Origin of the sequence: Aestuariirhabdus haliotis (assembly GCF_023509475.1) — a bacterium.
GTDB lineage: Bacteria > Pseudomonadota > Gammaproteobacteria > Pseudomonadales > Aestuariirhabdaceae > Aestuariirhabdus > Aestuariirhabdus haliotis.
Map to the genome: position 1 here is coordinate 85,018 of NZ_JAKSDZ010000004.1, position 19,223 is coordinate 104,240.

Below are 19,223 nucleotides of genomic sequence, written 5' to 3' on the forward strand. Positions count from 1 at the left end.
CCCGGAGCTCACATGAACCAAAGCAACGTATGGATAATTGACGACGATCGCTCCATACGCTGGGTGCTGGAAAAAGCATTGCAGCAAGAGTCCATCACCACAGCCAGCTTCGAAAGCGGCGATCAGGTGATGCAGAAAATTAGCCAGAGCCAACCCGAAGTGATTATCAGCGATATCCGCATGCCGGGCATCGACGGCCTGGCCTTGTTGTCACAAATCAAGGAGCAGTTTCCTGAACTGCCGGTTATTATCATGACCGCCCATTCGGACCTGGACAGTGCGGTTGCCTCCTATCAGGGTGGCGCCTTTGAATATCTGCCAAAGCCCTTTGATGTCGATGAGGCCACCAGTCTGGTGAAGCGGGCGTTAAGCCATGCACGGGAGAATCAGGCTCAGCAGACCGAAACGCAGGCGATGGAGACACCCGAAATAATCGGCGAAGCACCCGCCATGCAGGAAGTATTTCGTGCCATAGGTCGACTGTCTCAATCCAATATCACGGTGTTGATTAACGGCGAATCGGGTACCGGTAAAGAGTTGGTCGCTCACGCCCTGCACCGGCATAGCCCGCGCAAAGAGAATCCCTTTATTGCTCTCAATATGGCGGCCATTCCAAAAGACCTGATGGAATCTGAGTTGTTTGGACATGAGAAGGGCTCATTCACTGGCGCCGCCGGACAACGCCAGGGACGCTTCGAGCAAGCCGATGGTGGAACTCTTTTTCTGGATGAAATCGGAGACATGCCGGCCGAAACCCAGACCCGCTTGCTACGCGTGCTGGCCGATGGTGAATTTTATCGCGTCGGGGGTCACACGCCCGTTAAGGTCGATGTCCGTATCATTGCCGCCACCCACCAGAACCTGGAGACCCTGGTAACAGCTGGTAGTTTTCGCGAAGATCTGTTTCATCGGCTCAACGTGATTCGTGTTCACATTCCCAAGCTCAGCGATCGCCGCGAGGATATTCCCCTCTTAACTCGGCACTTTCTCAATCGGGCCGCCAAGGAGCTGGCGGTTGAGCCCAAGCTGCTGAAGCCCGAAACCGAAGAGTTTCTGTGCAACCTGGCGTGGCCGGGTAATGTCAGGCAGCTGGAGAACACCTGTCGCTGGATCACCGTCATGGCATCGGGACGAGAAGTACTGACGTCCGATCTGCCACCGGAGCTCACCGAGCAAAGCGAGCAGGGCACCACCACCAGTAACTGGGAGCAGGCTCTGCGCAACTGGGCCGACCAGGAACTGAGTAAGGGCCACAGCGCCTTGCTGGACAGCGCCGTACCCAGTTTTGAACGCATTATGATCGACGTCGCACTCAAGCATACTGCCGGCCGACGCCGCGATGCCGCCTTGCTGCTAGGCTGGGGCCGCAACACCCTGACCCGTAAAATCAAGGAGCTGGAGATGGGCGAAGCCGAGCCGGATACGGCGGAGAGCGATGGTTAACGGAACACTTCACGGCGATAAATCATCGGCTGCTCGCCACGAAATACGCCGAAGGTAGCGACGGCACTGGGATTGGCCGGTACGCCGAGACTGAACCAGTCGTACAGTAACCAGTCATTACCCGCGGGGGCCACCAGTTCAACCCGGACCGATCCCTCGTTGCCATTGCCGGGAGCACTCAGATTGAGCGCTCCCGCTCCGGCGATAAACCCGGGCCAGGCTGGCACCGTTTCACCCGCCCCCAGATTGCCACTGTAATCGCTCAGCTGGATACTGAAGTCGGACACCGAAGGGATCGGCGACAGCTGCGTACAGCTGTCACTCGTATTATCGACAAAACCCAACTGGCCGCTGAGGTTATCCCATTGCTGAATTCTCACGGGAAGATCCAGAGGCAATACTTCGGGGCCAAAAGCCGACTCGATGTGTAAACGACCAAAACGAATCTGGGTGCCCGTGATACCACTTATATCAAAGCTCTCACAGTTGACACCGCTACCGCCGGCCCCGCGATAGCACACCCCGTCATTGTCCATCAGATCTTCGGCAGCCAGGCCCAGAGACAATAAAGCGGAAAACGGAATATCATTTGCTGCGGGCCTTATCGCGTTTTTTTCATAACTCAGCAACTCATCGCTGATGGTCAATGTGCCCAGACCATCAAAATTATTGGCTCCGGCCAGGCTCACGCTGGTCGCACTGCTGTCCACTTGCAGATCCCCGCCCAGGCCCGCCTCATCGGTGTAACTGCGACCATCAAGATTGCCTGTCAGCTTCCACAGATTATTGCCGTAGTTAAGCGTGACCGAATTAACTCGGCTATAAGCAGTAACGGTAATCACGGGATCGGTCTGGAAACCAAAAGGCTGCCCCTGATAGGTAAAGGCGCAGGCCCAACCGGACTCTCCATTGCTCAGTGCCGGTGTATTGGCATTGATGTCAAAATAAGCAGGAACAAAACGACCCACCGCTACCGAGTCCCTCAGGATAGAGCGAGTCTCCGTAAGGCCAATCCCCAGATAATTGCCATCGAGCACCTTGGCCTGCACCGACAGGGAACCAACTTCATCCCAACGCTGCTGACCTTCGTAGGAACCTCCCGTAATCGTGCCGCCCAGATCAACCAAACCGGGATTCACACCTCCTGATGGTTGCAGAAGACTGGTATCAAAACCGACCTCCTCACCCTCGGCGCCAAAGCTGGGGGTGATATCGCCATCCGCATCAAGGGAATCGACCATCACGGTTACGGGATCACCCGCGGCAACGAACAGGGCATCATTTGCCGACACCGGAGTCGGTGGTTGTGGCGAGGGATTAACGTTGCTGGCGTTAGCGGTTTCAGCAATCGATGACACCCGCAGCTCGTAGGGCCGTACCACAAAATTTTCCGACTCGCCTCGAATCGGCAAGGTACCCTCGCTGGCGCCAATACGAAGGTCACCAACATCTTTGTAATTCAGACTGCCAAGAACCGCCTGTCCCTGTGCGAAGTTAATCCGGTGGATCGTTGCCGCCGTTTCACCGTCACCCAGTGGCGTCCCGGCACGCGTGACCACAATGGGACCTGCTACTGGATTACTCCGCGTCATCCAGAGGCTCAGATCTTTACTGCCCTCATAGGATTCGATAACACCACATTGAGGATCGTCTTCGGTCTGGCCAAAGGCTGCGATGTGCATATCAAAATCGATACCTGCCACCTGGGTAGGTATCTGCTTATCAAGGGGGGCCGAAGGCGGGTTGGGCAGCCTGTTGGCCGTCAGCGTAAAACCATCAGGGGTATAAGCAATCGAACCCGAGGTACCGTCATCTCGAATGCCTGGGTCATCCGTTTGATACACTCGTAGCGTCACATTAGCCGGCAAGGGCACCGTGGGTGTGCCATCGTTGTAGACTAATAGAAATTGCGCAATACCCAGATCACCTGTGGCAAATTGATACGTGGCCAAACCATCATCGCTTGCGCCATTAGCAAAACTGCCACTGCCTTGCGCCAAGCTCCACTCGCCTCGCCCCGTCTGGGTATCCAGAGTAATTTCGCCGGTATAATCGTCCACCACATTGTCTTGCAGATCTCTGGCACTGACGGTTACCAACACACCGCCGCTGTCACAAAAGATCGCACTGTTGGCGTGACTGAGCGTGAAGTGGTCAACGACAGAGCCCACGCCGGTACAGAGATCTCCCCAATCAACATTATTTAATGCCCCAGCGTCGTAGGTGTATTGCCCGCGATCATTCAGATTGAGACGCTCTGCTGTTGCCGCACCAAAATTCCGGCTGTCGTTACCGAAGATCCCTCGATTTTTAGCGTAAACAATTGCTGACATCGTCGTCCGATCCAGAGTCTGAATCTGACCATATCCGTAGAATAATAAACGACTCGGATCCCCGGTCGTATTCGCAGCAGGAGAGTTGATCAGAGAATCGCTACCCAAAGTGACATTATCCTGAACAAATACACGCGCCGTTCCTGAATTGATTACATTGATGGCCACGCGGCTGCCAACACTGAAATTTCTAATCCAATAATCACCCGCCACGAGGTTCAGCGTGGCATCATTACTGAGCTGTAATCGATCAATAAAGTATCGACTCTGATTGGGACTGATATTTAAGGTAGCGCGATCTCTCACACGTATTCGGTTGTACTGAAAATCCCCCACATCACCAATGGTATCCGTTCGGTCATTAGGTACGTTCAGATTGGCGGTAAAACCACTGGTATCGGGAAAACTGCCTGCATCGAGTTGATCGACTGCGGTGTTATTGGTTAAACAAGGCAAGAAGCCGCCACAGCTTCCCAAAAGAAAATCGACCGTGTCGGAGAACAAAAAGATGTCGCTCGGATTGGTAATTTGCGCCTGCGAATTAAAGGTTATTCTGCCAATATTTCCGGCCCCAATACTGTGTGTTTGTAATGCGTTGGGAAAACTCGCTACGCATTCTGTCGAGTTCGAGCTGCATGGATGAGTTAGATTCATCACATCAACAATCTGCGCCGCCGTCAGAGACTGCTCGTAAATTCTTACCTCATCAATGTCACCGTTAAAGCGACGAGCTGCAATCCGATCATCGGCAATCGAAAGCGGCAAACTATTAACTTGAGGCGTGCCACTGAAATTAGCGCTACCACTGGGCAAACCGTCGATAAAGATACTTTGCGCTCCGGGCGAATGGCGAATAACGACATGATGCCATTGCCCAACGACAAGCGCTGTTGTTGAATTAATTTCCCGAGTAGCCGCAGGACCCTGAGTTTGCCACCACCAGTTTATCCGTCCATCGGGTCTAACGTGAAATTCGTAATTGGTATCCTTGGATACGATGGTTTTCAAATCCGAGCCAGGGAATTGCCCAACACGTACCCAGGCAGCCACCGTAAAGTTAGCCCCTGAATCCAGTAGCGCATCATCAGCAATTTCTACGTAGCCATTAACCCCATCAAACACACCATAGCTACAGGTACCGGGATCTCCCTCTATAGCGCGAGGACTCACCGTGCTTGTGAGCGCGCCTCCGACTGCTACGCCATTATTTCCATTACCACTGCTATCGACCACTTCCCCAGCAGTACCATCCCAAAGCGTCTCATCCAGATGCCACAAACCGATCGGATCGGGTAATAAGCCACTGCCCGAAAACTCAACCAGATTCCAGCCAACCCACGCGTCATCCGCTGTATTATTTCGATTAAGAGAAAGCACATTGGCCGACAGATCCATGACCACCGAGGCGACACCGATATTGTCATTTTGATCGTACCGGGTGCGACCCAGGCTCTGACCCGCCACCGCTTGTGATGAAGCAAAAGCCAGCGACCGAGCAGGATCTACAGCACTAATGGCGGACTGTGCATTGGCGGCTCCCGACGCTAATTGCTGCAATCCCGTTTGCACCCTAGAACCATCCATCAGCTCGATCACCTGAACACTGATTTCATCGATGGCGGGACCGTTCAGTTCTCGTTCGATTCGCACATTATTATCATTGCTGAACTCGCTGCTCAGCATTCGGGCACCAACCTCTTGCAAAGTACCGCTTTCGCTGATGTGGCCTATCAAGGTAAAAGATCGACTGCGATCGACACGGCCAATCGATAGATTGATACTCCTTCTGCTTCGACTCATCGAGGTCACCAGGTGTTGAACATTGATATCACCGGGTGTTGTAAATTCAACCAACTGCCACCAGATAGTGTGAACACCATTGCCTTGATCAGCAGAAAACCTCAAGGTATTGGCGTTAATTACACGCCCTGACACAGGATCATCGCTACCCCACTGACTATCACCGGCACCCGTGCTTTTAGACCAGGTCAGGAATGATTGCGAAGGATTAATCCTGAGCGGGAGGCTGACATTATTAACCGAGTTACTCTGTTGCAGACTGCCCCGTTGTACTCGTACGCCGTCATTAAATTCCGCCACAGACCATTTAATATCTATGGTACTGGTTTCATTGGTAACTCGTACAAACTCCAGAGTCGTTGCGTCCAGAATTCTGCCTCTTAACATGGAGCCCGATGGGCGATTGGAATTGTGTGCAGTTTGAAATACCAAAAAGGACTGTAACGGATTGACGGCAACCGGAAGTGTGACCCGTACAGTTCCGTTGCCACTACTGATGCTTGTTCCGGTCAGAATCTGCCGAATATCGGCCGCCCAGGAAATTGAAGAAAAAGACAAAGTGCATAGTATTAACAGCAACCACCTGGAACATTGGCAAAGATATTGATGAGATCCGTCAGAGCTGCGCATCATCAATCCCGGCTTATAATGGCTTCAATTTGTCGATAGACGTAATCAGGGGAATTATCGTAATCCCCATAACTGGCTTCGGATATAATACGAAACACTCGCACCTGATTAACGCCTTCCTGATAACTTCCTTGTTGTATACATTGACTGCGCACCGAAAAACCATCCAGGCCGGCGACAGTCAGATTAAAGTTTGCATTGGCACAACTGTTGGCAGACAGCACTCTGTTGGCCTGGTATTCGATGCCAGAACGCGCCGCTTGAAACGCTCTAGAGCTCAGCAATCCCAAATCTGCTGTGGCCGTCTGCACACCAATCAAGCGAGCCATAAAGGCGACCGCCAGTGCAACAATCACAATAAGAAAGATGACAGCCATTAACGAAAATCCCGATTGATGATGCGGCGTTTTCATGGCGAGTTATCCACATGAATTTGATGCAATAACGAGATCGTTTCTCCCTCCAGAGACAAGCTGAGCGATAGCGTCAGTAAGCCTCGCCCCTCATTACTCACACCCGCATCGTAAACAAAACTGCAACTACTGACATGGTCAGTAAGCAACCCCATATTGGCAGAGGACAAGGGAGCCGCATTGCCATTAACGGGTTGCGATGCTTGCAGTGCGTATCCCCAATAACGATTGATTTCACCACCCTCACACAGGTAGCTGATGGGGTAGTCGATGGCATAGACGCGCCGCTGGGGCGAGGAAAAAGAAAACTGAAACGCAGGATTCATAGTAACGCTGGTTCCCCCGGAAATGCTGGTCCCCGCGGGAGAAATCACATGACTGCCAGCAACCGGCAAGGGGCCCAGACTTGGCCCTCCATACACATTGGCGCCGGGCAAAGGATCCCCTGCGCTATTTTTTGCCCCCAGGTTATAGATCACCAGCCGGCTGCCCGTCGGTACGGTTAGGTTACCCAGAATATCAAAGCTGTTATCACTCACGGAAAAGTCGAGGATATCGCCACCGCCACTGCCATCCGGATCAGCCCGGTAACGGGCGCCGCTAACCACGTTGACCATTTCCAGCGAACGGCTGCCGGTAACCCGTAAACTATTCGGCAATGCATTTCGAACATCGCGAGCCATCATACTCAACGCCGATTCAGCCACATCAACCAACTCGGCCCTTCGCGAAGTGTCCACGTAGTGCTCCAGGGGTCGAGTCATAATCGAAGTTACTAGCGCTAAAACGGCACCGCTTAAGGCAATCACGATCACCAGTTCGATCAGGGTAAAACCGCGAGCATATCGCCAGACGAAGCCGCTATCACAACCCGGAGCTGAATCAGGGTACAGGTCGCCCATCAGTAACGCGTCCTATAGCTGGTTAACAACAGGTTTTGGCCGGCCGGGGTGGTCACCACGACTCGTATACGCAACACATCATTTCCGGCTATGCCCTGCCAGGGAATGTTGGCATCCACATTCACGGCAACATCATAGAGGCTCAGGGCGGCGATCGAATTGCCATTAGCATCAACCACGCCGTTATCGCTCAAGCCATCATAATCACAGACATCGTTAAAGGTCGCACGGCTAACCGCGGCAGGTCCCGTACAAGGGTTGGACGTGACCGGCAACGAGGGATCGACAAAAGACTGCAGATAAATTTCATCCATATAGGCCGACGCGATAGCCTGGGCTTGTTGTTGCAGCATGGGGTCAGCATTGCGTCCGCCTATTGACGCCATGGCACCAAAGATCGCCGCCGCTGCGATAGCACCGATGACGATACTGATTACCAGTTCAATCAGCGTCAGGCCTCGTTGCGTAGAGCCCCCAGTCACCGTGAAAACCCCGTGGCACAATCAACTTGCAACACCCGCTCATCGGCTCCCAATCCGACTCTAATAACCTGAGTTCCGGTAGAGCAATTGCTTAGACCTCCCGTACTGGTAAATTCCAGGGTAGACGCCGTCACATTTACACCATCGGGATTGGTATTAATAAAGGGATCGAACGTCGAGGGGTGCAATACATTACTCTGCCCCGGATAACTGACTGAACCACCCGCAAGGCAATTGCTGTCCTTGCGCAAGGAGAAACCCGCACTGCCAGCAGTCACCTGTACCTGGCAACCAGAGGCTAATGCTACCTTGTGGGCATAACGCAGGCCCGACAACAGATCGTCAGCAAAAAAGCGTTGTTCATAAACACCAGCCGAAAAAAAACGTGGCAGGGCTATTGCCGCTACCACGCCTAGAATCACAATCACCATCACGAGTTCGACCAGAGTGTAGCCACACTCATTTCGGAGTGAAGCCACAGCTTCCAAGTCTCGACCCTGAGTGGCGATCCTGACTACCCCATGTTAATTACAATCAGTAATCGTCGGAGTAACCACCGGAGCAGCACCGCTCAGCGCTTGCGTGTAAGTAAACTGACAAGTGGTCAATGTAGTGGCGCCAGTTCCCTGAACAGTCAGAGTTGTACCAGAAACATTCAAGGTATAATCTTCAGCCGATAATTGTGCGGCGGTCTGGATTGACGCTGCCGTCGGGTATCCATTGGACAGGGCAATACTTGTACCCTCAAGGGACACGGAAGTGTTGGGATCGATATTGCCAGCCAGCTGAGCCGAATGGGCAATAGCCGCAGCAGAACGTACCGCCCCCAACGCACCACTCACGGAAGCGGCTCGTGCATCGCCACCCAGGTCCGCAAAACGTGGCAAAGCGAAGGCCGACAAAATGCCCAGAATTACGATCACAATAATCAGTTCGATCAGGGTAAAACCCTGCTGCTTGGTTGTCATACTTTTTATGCTTTTCATGCTTTCTCCACCTTCAATAAGGTTTTCTTTTGATATCCAAATCAGTTAATCGTGGTTACCACTGAACCATTTAACGTGTTGTAGATAATCGTATGATTACGGTTATCCAGTTGATAGGTGTAGGTGCACTGGGCATTGGATGCGGTCACCAAATAATCCGTTGTACTGCCAGTGGACACCGTAGGGGCAGAGCCCTGTAAAATTGAGTTCCAAACCTGAATGCAGCGGTTGGCATCCGGGTTACCATTATTGCCATCGGTGGATACGGGCCAACCACTGGTATTGGTACAGACATTTCCTGCACCAAACCCGACCAGGTTACACACCGCGCCACCGTTCTGATTGGCCATCCACTGCGCTCGCACCAGGGCAACCGCTGAAGCCAATGCACCGCCTGTTCCTCTGACAGCATTTTCATGAGCCGTATCGGCCACCTCGATAAATCGTGGAAGCGCAACAGCCCCGAGGATACCCAGTATAGTAACCACCACGATCAGCTCAATAAGGGTAAATCCTCGTTGTTGTAGGTGTTTTCCAAAGCCCTTGTGTTTCATCGTTTCTTTCCTTCGATCTGGCTTGATCCCCTTAGACTTCTCACCATATAACTTAAGTATAGACCGCAACTCTCTGTTTTATAATCCATTTTAAGACGCTCTAGCCCCACTCTTATCAGGAACGGACCACCGAACCCAACTCCCACACCGGCAGGAATACCCCCAGCGCCAGGATCAGTACCATCACACCCAACGCAACAATCAGGATGGGCTCAATCGCATCAGCCAGGCGGCGCAGATCATAATCCACCTCCTGGTCATAAAAATCGGCAACCTCTTCAAATAGATCATCAATAGCCCCGGTCTCTTCACCCACTGCCAGCATTTGCAAAACAAGGGGACTGAACATTTGCGTGTTCGCCGCAGTGCGCAGTAAGGATTCTCCCCGCTCGACACCATTACGCATCTGCTCAATCCCTGCACCTATATGGCGATTGCCTACCGTGCGCGACACAATACCCAGCACCTGTATCATGGGTACACCAGCACTGACCATCATGGCAAAGGTTCGCGCAAACCGACCCAGAGCTATGCGTTCAAAAATCGGTCCAATAAGCGGTAAACGCAATCGAATGCGATCCCACTTCAATGCACCCTCATCGGTTTGCACGTATTGCCAGACGGTAACAGCCCCCATGGTTAGCACCACCAGAATGGCCCACCAGTAATTGACAAAAAAGTTGGAGGTGGCTATCAGCACAAGTGTTGGCCAGGGTAGATCGGCACCCAGTTTGGCAAACACCGCCGAGAATGAAGGAATGACAAGAAAATTTACAACCCCCAGGGCTACCGCCATAGCAATCATTACCAGCATGGGGTAACGCGTGGCCTGCTTGATTCTTTTTCGGGTCTCCCGCTCCATATTCAAATAGTCCGAGAGTTGCAAAAAGGCCTTATCGAGACGACCGGTATTCTCCCCCACATGGATCATATTTATGAACATGGCGCCAAAGACCTTGGGATGTTGTTGCAGGGCTCCGGCCAGTGACATACCTGACTCCAACTCGTCGCCTACTTTGCCCAGAATGTCCGCCAACAAAGGAGAGCGGGCCGACCCTTGAAGCCCTCGCATAGCTCGGATAATGGGCACACCAGCTTTGGTTAAACTGTACATCTGACGACTAAAAATAATCAGCTCGTCCAGTTCCACCTTGCGTGGAGCAAACAACTGATCAAACTTGAATGAGCGCGCCCCAAGTGTTTCTGTTTCAGTAATCGACAGAGGAATAATCTGTTGTGAGCCCAGCTGTGACGCCACCAGATCTGCAGAACCAGCCTCCATATCACCACTGACCTCCTGCCCTTGTGCGTTTCGTCCACGATAACTGAAGCGAGCCATAATCGATTACTCCCCGGCCACTGTAAGATCGCCTAGCCCGCTCTCATCGACCAGGGTTGCGGAAACGCGGAATACCTCCTCAACACTGGTCACCGCAGCCATTGCGTAGTCCAGCGCACACAAGACCAGGGGACGATAATCAGGCGCCGCACTGGCGGCTGCAACAAATGCGTTTTGATTACTATCCCTGAGGGCATCAATCATAGGGCTATCAAATTCAAGCAGTTCGTATATACCCACACGCCCTCGATAGCCACTGTTATTACAATGATGGCAACCTCGCCCCCGATAGAAGGTAGAATGGGTAATATCGACCTGCTGGGCAATCGCCTGTAACTGTTTCAGTTCTCGGGGCGACAACGCCTCTTCTTCCTTGCAGTTATTGCATAAACGCCTGACCAAACGCTGTGCCAGTACCGCATTTAATGCCGAGGCGACCAAAAAGGATTCCACCCCCATATCGATTAGTCTCAGGGCACTGGTCATGGCGTCGTTGGTGTGTAAAGTCGATAGCACCAGGTGACCGGTCATCGCCGCTCTCAAGGCAATTTCTGCCGTTTCATGGTCACGGATCTCACCGACTAGAACAATATCTGGATCCTGTCGCAACGCACTGCGTAAGACGCGTGAAAAGGTCAGGCCTATTTGATCGTTGACCTGAACCTGGTTAATTCGGGGCAAACGATACTCAACCGGATCCTCTACCGTGATTATTTTTTTATCAGGCGTATTCAATTCGCTGATACCGGCGTAGAGCGATGTTGTTTTACCACTGCCGGTGGGCCCGGTCACCAACACCATGCCGTATGGACGCGTCAACAGCATACGAAAGCGTCTCAGCATCTTTTCAGACATTCCCAGTTTATCCGTAGAAAAAACGCCTTCGCTTTGATCGAGCAAACGCATCACCACAGACTCACCGTGCTGAACCGGCATGGTCGATAAACGCACATCGATATTTCGACCCTTGACACGAATGTTGAAGCGACCATCTTGTGGCAGACGTTTTTCAGAAATATCCAGCCCAGACATGACTTTGAGTCGCAAAACCAGGGCCGAGGCGACACGCTTTTCTTTCATCACCTGCTCATCGAGTACACCATCAATCCGCTGGCGAATACGAACAACACTTTCATCGGGTTCGATATGAATATCCGAGGCATGCACCTGAATGGCATCTTCAAACAGAGTCTGCAACAGGCGAACAACGGGGGCATCTCCAGCATTATCGGAAAGCCCGATCTGAGTCAGGTCAAAATCACCGTCCTGAAGATCATCTTCAATTTCTCCAGCCAGGGAAGCGATCTCACCGCTTTTACGATAAGCAGAATCCAACGCTTGCAGAACTTCAGATTCACGAACCACCGCCAGCTTTATGGTTGGGCCAAGAATCCGACGAAGCTCATCCTGGGCAAAAAGATCCAGCGGATCGGCCATACCCACCAGGAGTCCATCCGGATTATCAGAAAGAATCAAGGCCCGATACCGCCGCGCATGGGTTTCTGGCAAACGCTGAATAAGCGCGTTATCAAATTTAAAAAAACGTAAATCAACAAAGGGGATTTTTAATTGCTGGGAAAATACCTGAAGCAGTTTTTCCTCTTCAATAAACCCCATATCGATGACGGTACGACCCAACTTGATACCCGTTCGTTTCTGCTGTTGCAGAGCCAATTCAAGCTGGGCATTACTGATCAATTTTTGCTGTACCAACAGATCGCCCAAACGTAGACGCTTGCCAGCTGCGGATAACTGATCAGCCATTATTGCACCTCCACCCCTTGTAACCGTTGCACCTGTTTTTGTGCATAGGCTCTACTGGCTCGATCGACATCAGCCATCACTAACACCTTCTGGTAATTAACGCGGGCCTCGGGATACTGACCCAACTGGTCCTGGGCAATGGCTAACCCTAACAGCCAACGAGCATTGGCAGCCTGCAGTTGTAAAAGCTGTTGGTACAGGCGCTCACTGGCAGCATAATCATTGGTGAACTGAAGTACCGCAGCCTTGGTCGTATAATAATCCAGCGCTTCGCTCATCACCGGATTCTGCTCGGACAATGCAGCTGCTGCGGACTCATAATCTTTTGTTTGCATGTAACTATGCGCAAGTGCCAATCGATACTCGTGATGATTAGGTAACAGCATTAGCCCTTGTAGGGCAACTTGCTTTGCCTGCTCCGGATTATAGGTCAACAGGGTTTTCGCCAGCATCAGACGCAAACGATGCTTGCCAGGATCCGTGACCAAAGCTTTCTGCATATAGGTTTCGGCATCAAGACGGCGCCCTGCAGCCAACAACGACTTAGCGTTTTGTAGCAGCTCTACTTCTGACTGGCGGGAACTCATTACGGCAGGTAATGGTTCAGATACGATTATGGTGCTGGTTTCAGCTTCTGTACGATTTCGCTCAGGAGCTGCCGTAATGGTATCGGCCTTCACCTCTCTTTCAGTATCAGGCGCAGGCTTTGCCATTGTCACTTTCGACCCATCCGAACGTGCAGTCGATGCAACCTCAGGCGCAGGAACTGAAACCGAAGCTGGGGCTGGATTAGCAGAAATAGCAGTAGGACTTGGAGCGAAGAGATACTCATCATCCGCCAAACTTTCTTCTATGGGCTCCGAGCGACCCGGTGTCACCGCACTTGGTACCGCGGTGAATGGCTCTGATTGATCCGGGCTTTCGTGATGAATTACATCCTTGTTCCCGGGGGACGATTCCAGCTGGGGCGGATACGCCTGCGGACTGGCATTAACAACCGGATCATCCTTCGCCGGTCCCTCCATTTGCGCCAGCGCTGGCCTTATTTGTGTTTCAGGTTCTCTCAATTGAGAACTCTCCGGTGCCGTCATCTCCACGACTGCAGGCAAAGAAGAACCTGACATTAACCGATAATAGAACGTCAGTGCGATGGCAATACTGGTCAGCGACAATACAATAATGACTAAAAAAGCAGGCCGGCGAAACCAGGCAACCGGCTCATCAGTAACGCCTAACAGGCTTCTGATTTGTTCGCGATCGGAACTTGATCCCGTCTCACCTCGTTCATCCAGGTCCCGCAACATGTCATTAATCAGGCTCATAACAGTACCCGATACCCGATGCCACCAACGACGGCAATAACGCAAGCTACGGCAGCCAATACCCAGGGTGTTTGCGAGCGAGACAATAAGGCTTCATCGGTATCTTCGATGGCTCGCTGTACATGGTTGCTGCTAACGATTCTATCCCCTTTGCCATAAGCCGACATCATGGCCTTGTTACAGATAATATTAACCAAACGAGGAATCCCGGAAGAGGCATTGTAGATACGTTTCAGTGCCGCCGATTCGAACAAGCTTTCGCCGTTGTAGCCGGCAATACTTAGACGATGATTCACATATCGCCCAATATTGGAGGCCACTATGGGCTGCAATTCATAACTGAACGTGATGCGTTGCCGTAATTGCCGCATCTCATGACCTTGAAGCAAATCATCAAGCTCGGGCTGACCAAACAACACCACTTGTAACAATTTACGTTTCTCAGTCTCCAGATTGGTAATCAACCGCAAAGATTCCAAGGTATCCCTGCCCATGGTTTGCGCTTCATCAACCAGTAAAACCACACGCTGCTCGCCTCTGGCAATATCGATCAAGCGCTGAAAAATCCGTTCTCTCACATCATGACTGAGGTCATCTTCCAGTGGTTCTATATGCAGCTCACGAGCAAGCGCCTTTAATAACTCCCGACCATCAAACTCAGGGCTTGGAAGATAGGCGACCACCACATCGCTGGCTGTCAACTCATTGAGCAATTGACGGCATAATAATGTTTTTCCTGTGCCCACCTCGCCGACAATTTTTACGAATCCTTCGCCCTGAGACAAAGCTACTCGCAACAGATTCAGACACTCCTGATGACTGTTCAGATTCACCAGAAAATCCGTATTGGGTGTCAGGGCAAACGGCGGTTCTCGCAAACCAAAAAAATCTTGATACATAGCTAAAATTTCAACAGTTTGTTAACACGTTTACGACTTTCGCGAACATCGCGATTGAAGGTTCCTATTTCCACCACCTGAGGCTTAAGAAGTATCACCAACTCGCTCTTTAAAAACTGGGATTGACGCTGCTGAAACAGGGGACCAAGCCCCGGCAAATCGCCCAAAAATGGTGTCTTGGCAATATCCGTTTTTTCTATGGTTTTCATCAATCCACCGATCACCACGACCTGCCCGGTTTCTGCTCGAACAATGCTGTCAGATTCACGGATGGTGCTAAAGGCCAGGGGCAAGGTCACCGATGCATCCCCAACAGTAATGGTTTTATCCTGATCAACGACATCGGACACTGAGGGATGTATATGAAGTATCACCTCATTGTTTTCCGCTATTTGCGGCGTAACATCCAATGCAATACCCGAGAAGAAAGGCGTCAGGGTTACATCCGGGACTGTTGTACTCCCCGCACTTGTGGTCGAAGTCGTTGTGGAAAAATCAGTAACAAAAAATTCGTCATTACCTACTTTAATTACCGCCTTTTGATTATTAACGGTAGAAATTCGAGGACTGGAAAGAATATCAACATTGCCTTGAAGCTCTAGCAGGTCTATCGCAGCCGTGAAATCCCCAAGTTCCAACACACCTGAAAACACCCCACCCAGACCATTACCACCATCGGCGATGTCATTATTAGAAAAGGGAACACTGCCCTGACCTATACTGATATTTTTACTACCCGGAGAAAACACGGCATTCCATTCGATGCCCGAACGAAACCCATCGCTCAGTTCAACCTCAATAATTTTGGCTTCCAACAGCACTTGGCGCTGCAAACTGTCTTCTGCCACGTTAAGAAAAGCTTCCACGCTTCTAAGTTCGTTTGTGCCTGCCCTGACCACCAGGACACCCGCTTGTGGATTCGCGACAACACGATGCTCGGGAGTATCACCAATAATCATCTGTATCATTTCGGCCATTTCACTCCACAGATCGGTCTTACTGGAGGTTTTTATTTCGGCGCTATTGATCGTTTCTCCGCGGTTATTATTTCTCGAAATAACATTACTGGAGTCGGTGTTGCTCCGGTTATCACTATTACTGTTGCTATTATTGGATACCTGACCGCTACTCACGGATGTTGTCGATGAACCTTCGCGAGTTATATTGAGATAATCGAGGCGATAAATCCGTGTCTGCAATTGAGCGGGCAATATCTGATAACCATAATCGTTCTCTTTAAAATCGTAGCCATAGGTATCACGAACCGCCGACAACACTTCATCCAACGAAACATCACTCAACATCAAACTGATATCACCCTCCAGCTTGGGGCTAACGACAATATTTTTATTACTGCCCTCCATCAGACTCATAAAAAAGGCTCGGGCTGGCATATTGTTAACCGCCACATCAAAACGTTCCTCTCCAACTTCAGCGGTCACCTCAAGCTCAGGCAATAGAGTGTCGAGCACTGCTTCCGGAGGCGCGGTTGGCTCTATTTTTTTTGCCACAAACGCATCGGAGTCCTTCTCGCTTTCAGTAATCAGCCGCTCTGTTTCTGCTTCCGTGTATTCGTAATTCTTCATGGTTTCGCATCCCGACACCATGAACACCAAAAAGAAACCTGTAAGTAACCGCAACAACCCGTTCATTTTTGTTCACCTTGTCGAATCACTGACCGGTCATTAATGGTCAACTCCATGCGCCCCTGATTATCTGTTAACAGCACTCGCCAGTTTTCAATCTTTACAATTCGAGATCCGGAAACACGGTCACCTTCGCGATAAATTTTTCCATCGATCATGGCAAGAGGCTCATTATTGCGAATCATTATTGACTGTAGCTTTAGTTCAGTTTTTTCGACGCTGGAAGCTTTTTCCTGAATGCGCTCGGGCCGGGTGGGATCGACGGCTGACTGAGCACTCAACGACAACACCATAAAAATGAGAGACAAGTATTTAAACATCTCTAGTTAACCTCCCGGCCGAGGCCTAGCCACTTGGGATCACGGCTTAGCGTAAAAATAGTTAGTGTCACAGTCGCCTTGGGGGCCACAACAACCCGATAGTCCAACCGATCCCAAAACAGGTTCCATTTGCTAGCTTCAATGCTTTTTAAATATGACTGCACAGTAAAAAAATCGCCCTCTAGCTGCAAACTCATACCGTGACGATAAAATTTGGGAGGCGTGGTCAACTTTGTCTCATCCAACTCATCATCAGGTACTTTTGTGCCGTCTTCATTCAGCACCACAGGCTTTGTAAAACTCTTTACGCTTACCAGCTTTAAGCCTTTCTGGCGCTGCATCATAACCTGCAACAGCTCCGCCATTTGTTGGGGCGCAATCAAATCAACCGTTGCCTCCTGCAAGACTCGGTCAAAATGGGCAATGCTCTTCTTGAGTTCGCTAATCCGTTGCTCTCCAATTTGTCGGCTAATCGCATCGGATTCCATCCGGGAAACCCTGATCTCTTCTTGCAATGCGGCGGTATTGATCAGTGTTTGTTGCTGCTGCTGTAGGGCTCGCTGTTTTTTTGCTTTCAGTGGGTCATAAACAAACACAACAAACAGCATAGTGATCAATAAGAGTATGCTGACCATAATCAGCATTCGTTCCCGCTCATTTCGGCTATCAATCAAATCACAGTACGATGCCCACCAAAGCTTCATGGAATCACCTTACGCTTGGCCTGCAACTCAAAAGTCATTAACGCCGAACGCTCTGCATCTCGCCCTATATCAAATAGCTCAAAGCCTTTACCATCAAATACAGGTGCTTGTTGCAGTATTTGAAGGTAATCGGGAATCAATTCAGGCTTGCGTGTTTCACCTTGTAACGACAGATCACCTCCGCCTGAAGTAAAATAAAAACCGGTCAACCAGATACCTGGCAGATGGTTCTCAGCTAAGCCTCCCATCAAGGATGAGAAACCACCACCTTGTGCCTTCAGAATATTCGCCAGATGAAACGCTAATAGCTGCTTGTCCCCTAACTCATCCTCCAATCGATTTACTTCAGTGCCTACCAACTGAGCTTGTTTTAAGGCCAACAATTCAGCGACAGCTTGATCTCTTGTTGCCGTTAACACTCTGAGCTCACTCTGCTGCCTGGCTTCTACCGCTAACACTTCTTGTAGTGACATATAGTTAGTGCCACCGATCAGTACACAGACCATGGCTAACAGACCACAGGCCTGCACCAGTCGCAAACCGCCATACCTGGGGTGTTGGCGCAGCTCTTCCGCGCGATAAAAATTAACCTGCTGCAGCGACATCTTGCCCCCTTGTACGCAACGCACCGCCGAGCGACAGACCAACTCGAGATAACTGGGCTAAATCCACGCCTTCAGCCAACTGCAATCCAGCAGCCGCATCAAAACGCTTGACCCATGCCGCTACCCGTTGGTCGAGCTGTTCCACCAACTCATCACTGATGTCGCTCTTGCCACTGATCAGTACCTCGGCAACAGGCCCCTTGTTTTGTTGGCTCTCGTAATAATCAAAGGAGCGTTGCAAATCGAGCACCAAATCATCCAGAACCGAATACCCCTGTGTCTCGATATGCTCGAATCCGACCTGTAAGGATCGACTCATATAGAGTTGGTTGTTCTGGGTAACGGTGACCATCCCCCCACGGTCACGCAGATTAATGATAGCGACAGATTTTTCACCCATCGCTTGCTGCATGGCCAGATTGCGCAAGGCCAGATCGGCGAGATCGATGTAACGTAATTGCAACCCTGCACCCTCGATGGTGCTGGTCAAGTGCGCTAGCAAGTCGCGCCGCACCGCTGCGGTGTAACACATGCGAACGCGGCCCCGGTACGCGTCATCGGGTAAAAGAAAAGCATCGACTTCGACTTCGTCGAGAGGGGTAGAAATCAGGTCTTTGATTCGCCACCGCATAGCATCGGCGAGTTCCGCTTCGGGAACCTCAGGCGCCTCAGCCAGTAGCATTTGATATTGACTGGGTAACAACACCAGGTTTACATCGCGAGATAACCTGTTCTGTTCCACCGCTCGTCGTAGCTGGGGGGCGAGTTGATCGCTTTCGAATTCCCCTCCGGTGCAAAAATCGACTCGACCGGTTTCACTCAGGGATACCAGGCCAAAGGAGTGGCTACCCAGCACAACGCCAAGTAACCCATCAGAGGATTTTTTTTTCTTACGCCACAACAAGCACAGCCCCCCTTAACAGCGAAATGCACCCACCAATCACCATTAAAAACAACTAATTACATCACTATCATAACAATGATTATGAAAAGCTCCTTATATCTTTTTATATTCATTATAGACGTCGTTAGCACACTTGGTGGGGGAGGATTATAATGCCCTTCTTCCCCTTCCTACGGC

The 19,223-nt window shown here is 50.9% G+C and carries 17 protein-coding genes; 1 reads left to right on the forward strand and 16 read right to left on the reverse strand.

The window, feature by feature from the left end; genetic code table 11:
• The first annotated feature begins 12 nt into the window (after positions 1-12).
• Positions 13-1,443 carry a nitrogen regulation protein NR(I) gene (gene ntrC, locus MIB40_RS04925; RefSeq protein WP_249691513.1) on the forward strand — a complete coding sequence of 477 codons (1,431 nt, stop codon included), beginning with the start codon at positions 13-15 and terminating at the stop codon, positions 1,441-1,443.
• Here ntrC and MIB40_RS04930 read toward each other — a convergent pair.
• The 16 genes from MIB40_RS04930 to pilM form a co-directional block, all read right to left on the reverse strand.
• A complete protein-coding gene (locus tag MIB40_RS04930; RefSeq protein WP_249691515.1) occupies positions 1,440-5,963 on the reverse strand; it encodes a LamG domain-containing protein in 4,524 nt (1,507 codons plus the stop codon). The two genes, ntrC and MIB40_RS04930, sit on opposite strands and share 4 nt — an antisense overlap.
• Before the next feature lie 245 nt (positions 5,964-6,208).
• Positions 6,209-6,619: a hypothetical protein gene (locus MIB40_RS04935; protein ID WP_249691517.1), complete on the reverse strand. Its 411-nt coding sequence runs from the start codon at positions 6,617-6,619 to the stop codon at positions 6,209-6,211.
• Positions 6,616-7,521 carry a PilW family protein gene (locus tag MIB40_RS04940; protein WP_249691519.1) on the reverse strand — a complete coding sequence of 302 codons (906 nt, stop codon included), beginning with the start codon at positions 7,519-7,521 and terminating at the stop codon, positions 6,616-6,618. Before MIB40_RS04940 ends, MIB40_RS04935 begins: the two co-directional genes overlap by 4 nt.
• The gene (locus tag MIB40_RS04945) at positions 7,521-8,003 is read right to left on the reverse strand and encodes a prepilin-type N-terminal cleavage/methylation domain-containing protein (RefSeq protein WP_249691521.1); all 483 of its coding nucleotides are present in this window, start codon (positions 8,001-8,003) and stop codon (positions 7,521-7,523) included. Before MIB40_RS04945 ends, MIB40_RS04940 begins: the two co-directional genes overlap by 1 nt.
• Positions 8,000-8,482, reverse strand: a complete 483-nt coding sequence (locus MIB40_RS04950) for a pilus assembly FimT family protein (RefSeq protein WP_249691522.1) — start codon at positions 8,480-8,482, stop codon at positions 8,000-8,002. Before MIB40_RS04950 ends, MIB40_RS04945 begins: the two co-directional genes overlap by 4 nt.
• 45 nt (positions 8,483-8,527) lie before the next feature.
• Positions 8,528-8,989 (reverse strand): prepilin-type N-terminal cleavage/methylation domain-containing protein, encoded by a 462-nt coding sequence (locus MIB40_RS19720; protein WP_319941621.1) that lies wholly within the window; start codon positions 8,987-8,989, stop codon positions 8,528-8,530.
• 41 nt (positions 8,990-9,030) lie between these two features.
• Entirely contained in the window at positions 9,031-9,543 is a 513-nt protein-coding gene (locus MIB40_RS04960) for a type II secretion system protein (RefSeq protein ID WP_249691524.1), read from the reverse strand.
• Between the two features lie 115 nt (positions 9,544-9,658).
• Entirely contained in the window at positions 9,659-10,882 is a 1,224-nt protein-coding gene (locus MIB40_RS04965) for a type II secretion system F family protein (RefSeq protein WP_249691525.1), read from the reverse strand.
• Between the two features lie 6 nt (positions 10,883-10,888).
• Positions 10,889-12,646 carry a GspE/PulE family protein gene (locus MIB40_RS04970; protein WP_249691529.1) on the reverse strand — a complete coding sequence of 586 codons (1,758 nt, stop codon included), beginning with the start codon at positions 12,644-12,646 and terminating at the stop codon, positions 10,889-10,891.
• The gene (locus MIB40_RS04975; RefSeq protein ID WP_249691530.1) at positions 12,646-13,968 is read right to left on the reverse strand and encodes a tetratricopeptide repeat protein; all 1,323 of its coding nucleotides are present in this window, start codon (positions 13,966-13,968) and stop codon (positions 12,646-12,648) included. Before MIB40_RS04975 ends, MIB40_RS04970 begins: the two co-directional genes overlap by 1 nt.
• Positions 13,965-14,867 carry an ExeA family protein gene (locus MIB40_RS04980; RefSeq protein WP_249691532.1) on the reverse strand — a complete coding sequence of 301 codons (903 nt, stop codon included), beginning with the start codon at positions 14,865-14,867 and terminating at the stop codon, positions 13,965-13,967. Before MIB40_RS04980 ends, MIB40_RS04975 begins: the two co-directional genes overlap by 4 nt.
• A 2-nt stretch (positions 14,868-14,869) precedes the next feature.
• Positions 14,870-16,453: a pilus (MSHA type) biogenesis protein MshL gene (mshL, locus tag MIB40_RS04985; RefSeq protein WP_249691534.1), complete on the reverse strand. Its 1,584-nt coding sequence runs from the start codon at positions 16,451-16,453 to the stop codon at positions 14,870-14,872.
• Positions 16,454-16,515: 62 nt separating this feature from the next.
• Positions 16,516-16,833, reverse strand: coding sequence for a hypothetical protein (locus tag MIB40_RS04990; RefSeq protein ID WP_249691536.1), 318 nt, complete (start codon positions 16,831-16,833; stop codon positions 16,516-16,518).
• Between the two features lie 2 nt (positions 16,834-16,835).
• Entirely contained in the window at positions 16,836-17,537 is a 702-nt protein-coding gene (locus MIB40_RS04995; RefSeq protein WP_249691538.1) for a hypothetical protein, read from the reverse strand.
• Positions 17,534-18,142: a hypothetical protein gene (locus MIB40_RS05000; RefSeq protein ID WP_249691540.1), complete on the reverse strand. Its 609-nt coding sequence runs from the start codon at positions 18,140-18,142 to the stop codon at positions 17,534-17,536. Before MIB40_RS05000 ends, MIB40_RS04995 begins: the two co-directional genes overlap by 4 nt.
• Entirely contained in the window at positions 18,123-19,043 is a 921-nt protein-coding gene (gene pilM / locus MIB40_RS05005) for a type IV pilus biogenesis protein PilM (protein WP_249691548.1), read from the reverse strand. Before pilM ends, MIB40_RS05000 begins: the two co-directional genes overlap by 20 nt.
• Positions 19,044-19,223 lie beyond the last annotated feature (180 nt).

Coding starts and splice junctions, on each gene's coding strand:
- ntrC (WP_249691513.1), top strand. CDS start 13: ATGAACCAAAGCAACGTATGGATAATTGACGACGATCGCTCCATACGC.
- MIB40_RS04930 (WP_249691515.1), bottom strand. CDS start 5,963: ATGTTAAGAGGCAGAATTCTGGACGCAACGACTCTGGAGTTTGTACGA.
- MIB40_RS04935 (WP_249691517.1), bottom strand. CDS start 6,619: ATGAAAACGCCGCATCATCAATCGGGATTTTCGTTAATGGCTGTCATC.
- MIB40_RS04940 (WP_249691519.1), bottom strand. CDS start 7,521: ATGGGCGACCTGTACCCTGATTCAGCTCCGGGTTGTGATAGCGGCTTC.
- MIB40_RS19720 (WP_319941621.1), bottom strand. CDS start 8,989: ATGAAAAGCATAAAAAGTATGACAACCAAGCAGCAGGGTTTTACCCTG.
- MIB40_RS04960 (WP_249691524.1), bottom strand. CDS start 9,543: ATGAAACACAAGGGCTTTGGAAAACACCTACAACAACGAGGATTTACC.
- MIB40_RS04965 (WP_249691525.1), bottom strand. CDS start 10,882: ATGGCTCGCTTCAGTTATCGTGGACGAAACGCACAAGGGCAGGAGGTC.
- MIB40_RS04970 (WP_249691529.1), bottom strand. CDS start 12,646: ATGGCTGATCAGTTATCCGCAGCTGGCAAGCGTCTACGTTTGGGCGAT.
- MIB40_RS04975 (WP_249691530.1), bottom strand. CDS start 13,968: ATGAGCCTGATTAATGACATGTTGCGGGACCTGGATGAACGAGGTGAG.
- MIB40_RS04980 (WP_249691532.1), bottom strand. CDS start 14,867: ATGTATCAAGATTTTTTTGGTTTGCGAGAACCGCCGTTTGCCCTGACA.
- mshL (WP_249691534.1), bottom strand. CDS start 16,453: ATGAAGAATTACGAATACACGGAAGCAGAAACAGAGCGGCTGATTACT.
- MIB40_RS04990 (WP_249691536.1), bottom strand. CDS start 16,833: ATGTTTAAATACTTGTCTCTCATTTTTATGGTGTTGTCGTTGAGTGCT.
- MIB40_RS04995 (WP_249691538.1), bottom strand. CDS start 17,537: ATGAAGCTTTGGTGGGCATCGTACTGTGATTTGATTGATAGCCGAAAT.
- MIB40_RS05000 (WP_249691540.1), bottom strand. CDS start 18,142: ATGTCGCTGCAGCAGGTTAATTTTTATCGCGCGGAAGAGCTGCGCCAA.